The organism is Bradyrhizobium sp. NAS80.1, from assembly GCF_001908205.1.
In the GTDB taxonomy this organism is placed as follows: Bacteria; Pseudomonadota; Alphaproteobacteria; order Rhizobiales; family Xanthobacteraceae; genus Bradyrhizobium.
In genome coordinates this window covers 1-10839 of record NZ_LGHL01000205.1, presented here as the reverse complement: position 1 = coordinate 10839, position 10839 = coordinate 1, and the positions used below count along the sequence as shown (strand labels likewise).

Annotated in this window: 11 protein-coding genes; 7 read left to right on the top strand and 4 right to left on the bottom strand. The window is 63.5% G+C overall.

Annotated elements, in window-relative coordinates; genetic code table 11:
- A partial coding sequence (locus AC629_RS36010) for a caspase family protein (RefSeq protein ID WP_143199701.1) occupies positions 1–817 on the bottom strand: 817 nt, incomplete at its 3' end.
- A gap of 378 nt (positions 818–1195) precedes the next feature.
- Here AC629_RS36010 and AC629_RS36005 point away from each other — a divergent pair.
- Positions 1196–2002: an N-acyl homoserine lactonase family protein gene (locus tag AC629_RS36005; RefSeq protein ID WP_084809498.1), complete on the top strand. Its 807-nt coding sequence runs from the start codon at positions 1196–1198 to the stop codon at positions 2000–2002.
- 58 nt (positions 2003–2060) lie between these two features.
- Here AC629_RS36005 and AC629_RS36000 read toward each other — a convergent pair whose 3' ends face one another.
- Complete coding sequence (locus tag AC629_RS36000; protein WP_084809497.1) at positions 2061–2603, bottom strand: MarR family winged helix-turn-helix transcriptional regulator; 543 nt, start codon at positions 2601–2603, stop codon at positions 2061–2063.
- Between the two features lie 110 nt (positions 2604–2713).
- Here AC629_RS36000 and AC629_RS35995 point away from each other — a divergent pair, with 110 nt between their 5' ends.
- From AC629_RS35995 to fahA, 5 genes are all read left to right on the top strand, one after another.
- Positions 2714–4357, top strand: a complete 1644-nt coding sequence (locus tag AC629_RS35995) for an FAD-dependent oxidoreductase (RefSeq protein ID WP_084809496.1) — start codon at positions 2714–2716, stop codon at positions 4355–4357.
- Between the two features lie 21 nt (positions 4358–4378).
- Positions 4379–4606: a DUF2783 domain-containing protein gene (locus AC629_RS35990; protein WP_084809495.1), complete on the top strand. Its 228-nt coding sequence runs from the start codon at positions 4379–4381 to the stop codon at positions 4604–4606.
- Positions 4607–4631: 25 nt separating this feature from the next.
- Positions 4632–5588 carry an MBL fold metallo-hydrolase gene (locus AC629_RS35985; RefSeq protein ID WP_084809494.1) on the top strand — a complete coding sequence of 319 codons (957 nt, stop codon included), beginning with the start codon at positions 4632–4634 and terminating at the stop codon, positions 5586–5588.
- Positions 5589–5590: 2 nt separating this feature from the next.
- Positions 5591–6937 (top strand): homogentisate 1,2-dioxygenase, encoded by a 1347-nt coding sequence (hmgA, locus tag AC629_RS35980; RefSeq protein WP_084809493.1) that lies wholly within the window; start codon positions 5591–5593, stop codon positions 6935–6937.
- A 177-nt stretch (positions 6938–7114) separates the two neighbouring features.
- On the top strand, positions 7115–8389 hold the full coding sequence (fahA, locus tag AC629_RS35975) for a fumarylacetoacetase (RefSeq protein WP_084809492.1): 1275 nt from the start codon (positions 7115–7117) through the stop codon (positions 8387–8389).
- A 117-nt stretch (positions 8390–8506) separates the two neighbouring features.
- On the opposite strand, the gene AC629_RS35970 is transcribed toward fahA, so the two are convergent.
- Positions 8507–8818: a DUF1272 domain-containing protein gene (locus tag AC629_RS35970; protein ID WP_084809499.1), complete on the bottom strand. Its 312-nt coding sequence runs from the start codon at positions 8816–8818 to the stop codon at positions 8507–8509.
- A gap of 74 nt (positions 8819–8892) precedes the next feature.
- On the bottom strand, positions 8893–9372 hold the full coding sequence (locus tag AC629_RS35965) for an Lrp/AsnC family transcriptional regulator (RefSeq protein WP_084809491.1): 480 nt from the start codon (positions 9370–9372) through the stop codon (positions 8893–8895).
- A gap of 121 nt (positions 9373–9493) precedes the next feature.
- Between AC629_RS35965 and hppD the strand changes: the two genes are divergently transcribed.
- A complete protein-coding gene (gene hppD, locus AC629_RS35960; protein ID WP_084809490.1) occupies positions 9494–10612 on the top strand; it encodes a 4-hydroxyphenylpyruvate dioxygenase in 1119 nt (372 codons plus the stop codon).
- Positions 10613–10839 lie beyond the last annotated feature (227 nt).

The window sequence follows — 10839 nt, the reverse complement described above, 5'->3', positions numbered from 1 at the left end:
GACGACGGGCGGCGGAGCGGGGGGGCGTCGGCTGTTGTGCCGTCACCGGCGGGCGCGATCCGCTGGGCCCGGGGATGAATGAAAAGTCTTCAGCCAGCGAAGACGAGATCCACGGCACCTGCTCACCGCGCGAGGCGCGGGTGACGCCCATCTTGGTGCGGTTCAGCGTCTCTTCTGCCATCAGGTCGGGGACGCGGATTTCCTTCAAGAGTTCCTGGACGAAAAGGCTGTGGTCGCCGCCGGCATCCGAGACCACCGAGGCCAGAGCCGCGGAATACATCACCAGCGTGCCGTTCGGCGCGATGACCGGCGTGAGGCCGGCCGAGAAGCTGCGGAACCGGCGCTCGAACGGGTTGCGCCTGGAGGCGTCGATCAGCGCGATCTTGACGCCGGCGCCGCGGGTATTGAGCTCGCCAAGCACGGTCTCGAGGCTGAAACCGTCCCGGCGCACGTCGGATTCGGTCCAGATCTGTGCATCGATGGGCAGCATGTAGCTCTGGCGCGCCGACTGGATGCCGAACCCGCTGAAGAACACCAGCGCCACCGAACCCGGCTTGATCTTGCCGTAGAGCTTGTCGAAGGCGCGGCGCATGCCGTCGCCGGTCAGGTTCTCGCCGATCTCGACGGAAAAGCCGTCCCGCTTGAGCTCGTCAGCTACGTCGCGCGCATCGTTGATCGGCTCCTTCAGCGGGGCATCGGCGTCCGGATATTTGGCGTTGCCGATGACCAGCGCATAGCGGTCGCCGGCCGCAAGCGACGGAGCGGTAGGGAGCAACGAAACGAGCAAAGGGAGAAGGAAGAGGAAGCGAATTTTCATAATCAGCGCGGTCCAGCCAAAAAGGCGCCGATCCCAGCTTGCGCCGCGGCGACCTTAACTTACGCTCTAGGCATTATCAAACCGGGGAGAGGATGCGTCAACCGCTTGGAGTTTCGGCGTTATCGCGACGATTGACCGCAACGCACGGGCGCGCCGCGAGGGGAATAAACGGTCTGTCATGGTTGTACTCGACGCGATCCAGTTCGACCTTATGGCGCCATGTTAGGGCCGCCATGGCGACGAAAATGTGATTGGTCTCACATTGCAGGCTTGCGGTGGTCGCGACGTCGGATGTTTGACGTTTGCGACGGGCAATGGCTTGGTGCGACGGAGCGTCCCTGAAGATCCATTCAGAAAAGCAAAGCCAAGATCAAAACCATGGGAAACGTCTACGAAATCTACGCGCTGCGCTATGCGACGATGTCGCCGCGCACCCCCAGCATGAACTTCCTGGCGCCCGACCCGCATGACAGCGCGGCGCAGGACCTCGACTACTTCGTCTGGCTGATCCGCGGCGGCGGCCGCGACATCCTGGTCGATACCGGGTTCAATGCCGAGGAGGCGACCGCGCGGGCGCGCAGGCTGACGCTCAACCCGGTCGATGCGCTGGAGCGTTTTGGCGTCGCCGCGTCGAGCATTCGCGACATTATCGTGACGCATCTGCACTACGACCACGCCGGCAATCTCGATCGCTTCCCGAACGCCCGCTTCCATCTCCAGGAGCGCGAGATGGCTTATGCGACAGGGCGGTGCATGTGCAACGGACTGCTGCGACATCCATTCTCGGTCGAACACGTCACGCAGATGGTGCGCCATGTCTATGGCGAACGCGTCACCTTCTATTCCGGTGATGGCGAGGTTGCGCCGGGTGTCACCGTGCATCGCGTCGGCGGCCATTCGGACGGCCTGCAGGTGGTCAGGGTCGAGACCGCGCGCGGGCCGGTGGTGCTGGCGTCCGACGCCACGCATTACTACGCCAATCTGCAGCGCCGCAGCCCGTTTCCGATCGTCTACAATGTCGGCGACATGGCGCAGGGCTGGGAGACGATCGAGCGTCTCGCCGGTCACCCCGACCGCTACATTCCCGGCCACGATCCAATCGTCACGGAGATCTATCCGCGCGCCAGCGACAACGTCGATGCCTGGGCGCTCCATCTGCCGCCGTCGAGATCGTTTGCGAAGTGATGCGACAGCGCCATTCCGGGCTCGCCGCTTCGCGGGCGCCCCGGAATGACGGAAGAAATCAATACGCCTGCTTGGCGTCGGCCTCTTCGCTGGTCTGGATCAGGTCGAGGCTCGCCTCGATCTTGCTAAGCAGCACAGAGAGCTGCTTGCGCTCCTGCGCGGAGAGGCAGGCGAGGATTTCGTCCTCCCGCCGCAGCAACTGCGGGAAAAGCTCCTCATAGAGCGCGCGGCCCTTCTTAGTCAGCTGCAGGCGGAATTCGCGGCGGTCGGCTTCATTCTCGACCCGCTCGATCAGTTCCTCATGCAACAGCGTGGTCACCGCGCGGCTGATGGTGGATTTGTGGGTGCGGGTACATTGCGAGATGTACTGCGCGCTACAGGCATCGTTGCGAAAGCCGAGCGTCGCGATCACGCGCCAGGCCGGAATGTCGAGGCCGTGGCGCTCCTGATATTCGACCGCGAGCGCGGAGCTCACCTCCGCCGCAAGCCGGTTGAGGCGGAACGGCACGAACTTGAACAGATCGAGTCGAGCTTTAGGCCCCGCTGAAGCCTCATCGGCTTCCCGTGTCTTCAGCGCGATGTCGCTGGATGTCCTCGCCAAGAAGAGCGCTCCGAATTCCAGTTGACGGCCGGCCGGCTCCGGTCCAAAATAGTTGCACGTGAGACTATCTAGCAGATCAAACCTCTCCTGACCAGAGCCGAGGTTCGCGTATGGCGCAGGCCAATTCTCCTCAGGCCAAAACCCAGTTCGGCTATCGCCGTCACCCCGATCAGGATCGCCCCGGCCAAAGCCCGGCCGAGCATCCGGTCGTGGTCGTCGGCGCAGGCCCGGTCGGGCTGTCGCTTGCGATTGATCTCGCCCAGCGCGGCCAGCGCGTCGTCCTTCTGGATGACGCCGATCGTATCGGCGAGGGTTCCCGCGCGATCTGCTTCTCGAAACGTTCGCTGGAATATTGGGATCGGCTCGGCGTCGGCGACCGTATGGTCGACAAGGGCGTGGTGTGGAGTGTCGGCCGCATCTTCCACGGTGAATCGCAGCTCTATCAGTTCAATCTCCTGCCCGAGGACGGCCATAAGCGGCCGGCCTTCATCAATCTCCAGCAATATTACGCAGAGGCCTATCTGGTCGATCGCATCAGCGATCTGCCTGATATCGACCTGCGCTGGCGCAACAAGGTGACGGGGCTGGAGCAGCGCAACGATTCCGTCCTGCTGACGATTGAAACGCCGGAGGGCGCCTATCGCCTGCACGCGCAATATGTCATCGCCTGCGACGGCGCGCGGTCGTCGCTGCGGCAGATGGTCGGCGCCGAGTTTGCAGGCCAGGTGTTCGAGGATCAGTTCCTGATCGCCGACGTCAAGATGACGGCGGAATTCCCGACCGAGCGATGGTTCTGGTTCGATCCGCCGTTTCATGCGGGACGTTCGGCGTTGCTGCATCGGCAGCCCGACGATGTCTGGCGCATCGATCTCCAGCTCCATCGCTACGCCGATCCGGTCGTCGAGAAGAAACCCGAGAACGTGCGGCCGCGCATCGCGCGCATGCTCGGCCACGACAAGTTCGAGTTCGAGTGGATCTCGCTCTACAAGTTCCAGTGCCGGCGGATGGATCGCTTCATCCATGGCAGCGTGATCTTCGCTGGCGATTCCGCGCATCAGGTCTCGCCCTTCGGCGCGCGTGGCGCGAACTCGGGACTCGAAGACGCCGAAAACCTCTCCTGGAAGCTCGACCGCGTGCTGCGTGGCTTGTCACCCGCGAGCCTGCTCGAAACCTACCATGTCGAGCGCAGCCTGGCGGCCGACGAGAACATCCGCGAATCCACCCGTTCGACCGATTTCATGGCGCCGAACTCGCATCAGGAAGCGCGGCTGCGCAAGGCCGTGCTGTCGCTGGCCAAGGAAACCGAGTTCGGCAAGCGCATGGTCAATGGCGGCCGGCTGTCGGTGCCGTGCAGCTATGACTCGCCGCTGTCATCCCCCGATGCCGACGCCTGGTGCGGCGGACCGTCTCCCGGCTGTTCCATGCTCGACGCCCCCGTTGCGGCGCGCGCGGGCGAGCAGGCTTATCTGACGGATGCATTCCGCAAGGGTGGAACAGACTTCACCCTGCTGTCGTTCAACAATGGGGCGGCGATCGACGCGCCCGATGGTGTGAAGGATATCCGCATCGGCGGTGAGGGCGGACTTGCCGATCCCTCAGGCCTTGTCGCAAAGCGCTACGACGCCGAGCCGGGTGCGGCCTATCTGCTCAGGCCCGATGGATATGTTGCAGCGCGCTTCCGCCATCCGACGCGTGCGGCGATCGCGGCCGCGCTGTCGCGGGCCCAAGGCTCGAATTTGAACGGCTTGAATTGAAGGCTTGAATTGAGGTCTGGTATGCCGCTTTCCACCAACTCCAACTTTGCGCGCCCGGACGACGCCTTTCGCGCCATCGTCGAAGCGCATCGCGGCCTCACAGACGAGCAGAGCGCCGATTTCGATGCCGCGCTGGTGCTGATCCTCGCCAACCATATCGGCGACATCGACGTGCTGCGCGAGGCGATCGGGCTCGCGAAGCGCCGCATGATCGACGGCCAGCAGCAGCAGCAACAACAACAACAATAACCCCAAAGACTTGAAGGATGAACTGATGGCGAAGAATTTCGCATCCACGGGCGATCTCTCCGAGAAGAAGATTACCTTCTCCGAGATCGGCACCGATCTTTACGCGTTCACCGCCGAAGGCGATCCGAACACGGCTGTCATTGTCGGCGACGACGGCTGTCTCGTGTTCGACGCGCAAGCAACGCCGGCGATGGCCAACAAGGTCATCGAGCGCGTCCGCACCGTCACGGACAAGCCGATCAAATATGTCGTGCTGTCGCACTATCACGCCGTGCGCGTGTTAGGGGCCTCCGCCTACAAGGCGCAAGGCATCGTTGCCTCGCAGGAGACCTATCGTCTCATCGAGGAGCGCGGAAAGCAGGATTGGGATTCCGAATACGGACGCTTCCCGCGCCTGTTCCAGGATGCGCAAAGCATTCCCGGCCTGACCTGGCCGACGCTGACCTTCGAAGGCGAGATGTCGATCTATCTCGGCAAGCGCGAGGTGCGCCTGATGCAACTCGGCGCTGGCCATACCTCGGGCGACATCGTCGCCTGGGTGCCGGATGCCGAAGTGATGTTCTCCGGCGACCTCATCGAATATCACTCGGCCTGCTATTGCGGCGACGCGCATTTGCGCGAATGGCCGATGACGCTGAACGAGATCCGCAACTTCAATCCCAAGGCGATCGCGCCGGGCCGCGGCGATGCGTTGAAGGGCCTTGCCACGGGGCGCGAGGCCATCGCGATGACGCGCGACTTCGTCTCTACGCTCTACGGCGCGGCCGAAATCTCCGTCGCGAAGGGCCGCACGCTGAAGGAAACGATGGCGGCGACGCGCGAGGTGATGGATCCGAAGTTTTCGAGCTTCGCCATCTATGAGCACTGCCTGCCGTTCAACGTGTCGCGCGCCTTCGACGAAGCGTCCGGGATCGATGATCCCGTGATCTGGACCGACAAGCGCGACCAGGAAATGTGGGCCGCCCTGCAAGGAGGAGGATAGTCATGAACATCAATACCTCGCCTGATCAGATCATCCGGAGCTCGGCCCAGGTGACGCCGGGCTACATGTCCGGCTTCGGCAACAGCTTCGAGACCGAGGCGCTGCCGGGCGCGCTGCCGATCGGCCGCAACTCGCCGCAGCGTTGCGCCTACGGCCTCTATGCCGAGCAACTCTCGGGCTCGCCCTTCACCGCGCCGCGCGGCACCAATGAGCGCTCCTGGCTCTATCGCATCCGCCCTTCGGTGAAGCATTCGGGACGCTTCGAGAAGGTCGATGCCGGGCTGTGGCGCTCGGCGCCGTGCCATGAATACGATTTGCCGATCGCGCAGCTGCGCTGGGACCCGGCGCCGCTGCCCAAGGAAGACGTGACCTTCGTCCAGGGCGTGCAGACCATGACGACCGCCGGTGACGTGAACACGCAGGCCGGCATGGCCGCGCATGTCTACCTCATCACCAAGTCGATGGTGGACCAGCACTTCTACAATGCCGACGGCGAGCTGATGTTCGTGCTCCAGCAGGGCAATCTGTGCGTCGTCACCGAGTTCGGCCGCATCGACGCCGAGCCCGGCGAGATCGTGGTGATCCCGCGCGGCGTCAAGTTCCGCGTCGAGATTCCGAACGGACCGGCGCGCGGTTATCTCTGCGAAAACTACGGCGGCGCCTTCACGCTGCCGGAGCGCGGGCCGATCGGCGCCAACTGTCTTGCGAACGCGCGCGACTTCCTCACGCCGGTTGCGTTTTACGAAGACAAGGACACGCCGACCGAGTTGTTCGTGAAATGGGGCGGTTCGCTGTTCAAGACGACGCTGCCGCATTCACCGATCGACGTCGTCGCCTGGCACGGCAATTACGCGCCCTACAAATACGATCTGCGGACCTTCTCGCCGGTCGGCGCGATCGGGTTCGACCATCCCGATCCCTCGATCTTCACGGTGCTGACCTCACCGTCGGAGACGGCAGGCACGGCGAATATCGACTTCGTCATCTTCCCCGAGCGCTGGATGGTCGCGGACAACACCTTCCGTCCGCCCTGGTACCACATGAACATCATGAGCGAGTTCATGGGCCTGATCTACGGCGTCTACGATGCCAAGCCGCAAGGCTTCGTGCCGGGCGGCATCAGCCTGCACAATTGCATGCTGCCGCACGGCCCCGATCGCGAGGCTTTCGATCACGCCAGCAACGGCGAGCTGAAGCCGGTGAAGTTGACCGGCACCATGGCCTTCATGTTCGAGACCCGCTATCCGCAGCGTGTGACAGCGCACGCCGCGAAGTCGTCGACGCTTCAGGACGATTACGCGGATTGCTGGACGGGTCTGGAGAAGCGGTTCGATCCGAACAGGCCGTAGCTTTTAACCCTCTCCCCTTGTGGGAGAGGGTGGCTCGCCGCGCAGCGGCGAGACGGGTGAGGGGTCTCTTTCCACGAGCGAGCCTCTCTCATTCGGAATCGCGGATAGGACCCCTCATCCGGCGCTTCGCGCCACCTTCTCCCACAAGGGGAGAAGGAAGAAAGGACCAGGCCAAAAGTGACAACCCACCCCAACGACCCCAGTCTCCGCTCCTTCATCGACGTCGATCCCGCTTCCGACTTCCCGATCCAGAACCTGCCTTACGGCGTGTTCTCGACCGCCGCCAATCCAACGCCGCGGGTTGGCGTCGCGATCGGCAACTACGTGCTCGATCTCTGGGAGCTCGAGCAGGACTCCCGGCTCGAGGTCGGTCCGCTCGGCGTATTCTCCGGGCCCTCGCTCAATCCCTTCATGGCGCTGGGACCGAAGGTCTGGACAAAGACGCGGGCGCGGATCAGCGAGCTCCTGCGTCACGATCATCCGGAGCTGCGCGACGACGAGGAGCTGCGCAAGCAGGCCCTGGTGCCGATGCGGGATGCCAAGCTGCATCTGCCGATCACTGTCTCCGGCTACACCGATTTCTATTCCTCGAAAGAGCACGCCACCAATGTCGGCGTGATGTTCCGCGGCAAGGACAATGCGCTGCAGCCGAACTGGCTGCATATGCCGATCGCTTATAACGGCCGTGCCTCCACCGTCGTGGTCTCCGGCACCAATGTGAAACGGCCGCGCGGGCAGCTGAAGCCGCCCAATGTCGAGCTGCCGAGCTTCGGCCCATGCAAACGGCTCGATTTCGAGCTGGAGATGGGCGTCGTGGTCGGCCAGCCTTCGCCGATGGGCGGCATGCTCACGGAGCAACAGGCCGAGGAGATGATTTTCGGCTTCGTCCTGCTGAACGACTGGAGCGCGCGCGACATCCAGCAATGGGAATACGTGCCGCTCGGCCCGTTCCTCGCAAAAGCGTTTGCGACCTCGATCAGCCCGTGGGTGGTGACGCGCGAGGCGCTGGAGCCGTTCCGCCAGAAGGGACCGGAGCAGGAGCCTGTGCCGCTCGACTATCTCAAGCAGAGCCGGCCGCAGAATTACGATCTGGAGCTCGACGTCTCCTTGCGCGCTGCCGGCCCCAACGCGCCCGCCAGCATCAGCCGCACCAATTTCAAATACATGTACTGGTCCTCGGTGCAGCAGCTGATGCACCACGCTTCCAGCGGCTGCGCCATGAATGTCGGTGATCTCCTGGGGTCCGGCACCATCTCCGGCCCGGAGAAGAACCAGCGCGGCAGCCTTCTGGAGATCAGCTGGAACGGCACCGAGCCGGTCGAACTTCCCGGCGGTGCCAAGCGGTCGTTTCTTGAGGACGGCGACAGCCTCGTGATGCGCGGCTGGTGCCAGGGCAACGGCTACCGCGTTGGGTTCGGCGAGGTCGAGGGGACGATTTCGGCGGCGGAGTAGGTCGCTCACTCGGATTCGTAGGGTGGGCAAAGGCGCGTGAGCGCCGTGCCCACCATCTTTCTTTCCGCAATCGTGGTGACATGGTGGGCACGCTGCGCTCTGCCCACCCTACGAGACCTACCGCTTCTCCGGCGGCACGTCGCGTATCCTCGCGCAATGTGCCGCGACGTCGTCCAGGCTGTACTTCAGATGCACCCGCTTGTCGGACGGCGCCTGCTTGCTCGTGCACACGCCTGGCCGCCATTCCTGCGTCGGGCGGATCGGGCGCGGCGCGAAGCCGCCGCCACAGTTCGGGCAGACGTTGGAGAGCTTGGTCTCCGCACAATCCGCACAGAACGTGCATTCATAGGAGCAGATCCGCGCGTCAGTTGCATTCGGCGGCAGGTCGCGGTCGCAATATTCGCAGTTCGGTCGAAGCTGGAGGGCCATGGCTTTCATCTCCCGGATTGACCGGGATCATCGCAGATCGCGTGCGCAGCGCGAATGTCGCATTTCCCTCGATTTCAGCCGGGTTTGATCTCCTTGAGCGGCAGCCGTGAGCTTTCCTTGAGCCTGTCGAGCACGATCGAGGAGCGCACATGCGCCACGCTCTGGTGCGGCATCAGCACGTCGTTGACGAGGTTGGAGAGTCCCTTGAGGTCGCGCAGCACGGCTTTGAGCACGTAATCGGCGTCGCCGGTCAGCGAATAGGCCTCCTGGATTTCGTCGATGCGGCCAACCAGCGCGCGGAAGCGCTTCGAATTGTCGGGTGAGTGGGTCGCCAGAGTCACCTGGATGAAGGCGATCACGCCGAAGCCCAGCGCCTCGCTGGAGAGATCGGCGTGGTAGCCCGCGATCACCTTCTCCTCCTCCAGCCGCATCCGCCGACGCGAGCATTGCGAGGCCGAAAGCCCTGCAAGCTCGGCGAGCTCCTGGTTGGTGAGGCGGCCGTCGTCCTGGAGCGCACCCAGGATCTTGAGGTCGAAGGCATCAACCGAAATCATGCGTCATTTGCTCGTTTCATGCACGGATCGTGCATATGATAACCAGGAGACGCCCCGTTTGCACGCTCATTGCAGGCCCCGTGAAGGATAGTTCATGGCAGCAGCAATTTGGGAGAGCACCATGGGTCCGTTTCCGCACGATGCACCGCCGGCCACGATCAGCGCCGACAATCCGATGGGCACCGATGGGTTTGAGTTCGTCGAATATGCGCATCCCAATCCGGAAGAGCTGCACGCCCTGTTCAAGCTGATGGGTTATGCGCCCGTCGCCCGCCACAAGACCAAGAAGATCACGGTCTATCGCCAGGGGGATATCAACTATCTCGTCAACGAGGAGCCCGGGACCCAAGGCTACGAGTTCGTCGCCGCGCACGGTCCCTGTGCGCCGTCGATGGCGTTCCGCGTGGTCGATGCGAAGGCGGCCTATGACCGTGCGATCTCGCTCGGCGCGGAGCCCGCGGACGTGTCATCCGCGCAGAAGACGCTCGATGTGCCTGCGATCAAGGGCATCGGCGGAAGCCTGCTTTATCTGGTCGATCGCTACGGCACCAAGGGTTCGGCCTATGATGCCGAGTTCGAGTGGCTGGGTGCGCGCGATCCGCGACCAGCCGGTGCAGGCCTGTTCTATCTCGACCATCTCACCCACAACGTCCATCGTGGCCGCATGGATGTCTGGGCCGGCTTCTACGAAAAGCTTTTCAATTTCCGCCAGATTCGCTTCTTCGACATCGAAGGCCGTGCCTCCGGCCTGTTCTCGCGCGCGCTGACCAGCCCGGACGGCAAGATCCGCATTCCGATCAACGAGGACGCCGGCGATTCCGGCCAGATCGAGGAATATCTGAAGACCTATCGCGGCGAGGGCATTCAGCACATCGCCTGCGGCTGCCGCGACATCTACCGCACCATCGAAGGCCTGCGCGAGGCCGGCCTGCCCTTCATGCCGTCGCCGCCCGAGACGTACTTCGAGCGGATCGACGCGCGCCTGCCCAAGCATGGCGAAGACGTCGCGCGGCTTCAGACCAATGGTATCCTGATCGACGGCGAGGGTGTGGTCGACGGCGGCCAGACCAAGGTGCTGCTGCAGATCTTTTCCGCCAACGCGATCGGCCCGATCTTCTTCGAGTTCATCCAGCGCAAGGGCGACGACGGTTTTGGCGAGGGCAACTTCAAGGCCCTGTTCGAGTCGATCGAGGAAGACCAGATCCGGCGCGGAGTGCTGAAGGTGGATACGGCGGCTTAGGGCGCGTACGCTAGGCACGAGCTGAATACACATCACCGGTGGCGTCCCGGCGAACGCCGGGACCCATATCCCCTGGGAGAAGTTGCGGCGCGAGCTGGCAACTCCGAGTCTTCGCCAAACCACTCCCTGTGGTTATCGCGACGAGCGCAAGCGCTCGCGCGGAGGTCCCGGATCTGCGCTCCGCCCTGGACAACGCTACGCGTTGCCAAGGCTGCGCTTGTCCGGGA

Bases quoted from the DNA above. Each gene is read 5' to 3' on its own strand.
- AC629_RS36005 (WP_084809498.1), top strand. From the start codon at position 1,196: ATGGGAAACGTCTACGAAATCTACGCGCTGCGCTATGCGACGATGTCG.
- AC629_RS35995 (WP_084809496.1), top strand. From the start codon at position 2,714: ATGGCGCAGGCCAATTCTCCTCAGGCCAAAACCCAGTTCGGCTATCGC.
- AC629_RS35990 (WP_084809495.1), top strand. From the start codon at position 4,379: ATGCCGCTTTCCACCAACTCCAACTTTGCGCGCCCGGACGACGCCTTT.
- AC629_RS35985 (WP_084809494.1), top strand. From the start codon at position 4,632: ATGGCGAAGAATTTCGCATCCACGGGCGATCTCTCCGAGAAGAAGATT.
- hmgA (WP_084809493.1), top strand. From the start codon at position 5,591: ATGAACATCAATACCTCGCCTGATCAGATCATCCGGAGCTCGGCCCAG.
- AC629_RS35970 (WP_084809499.1), bottom strand. From the start codon at position 8,818: ATGGCCCTCCAGCTTCGACCGAACTGCGAATATTGCGACCGCGACCTG.
- AC629_RS35965 (WP_084809491.1), bottom strand. From the start codon at position 9,372: ATGATTTCGGTTGATGCCTTCGACCTCAAGATCCTGGGTGCGCTCCAG.
- hppD (WP_084809490.1), top strand. From the start codon at position 9,494: ATGGGTCCGTTTCCGCACGATGCACCGCCGGCCACGATCAGCGCCGAC.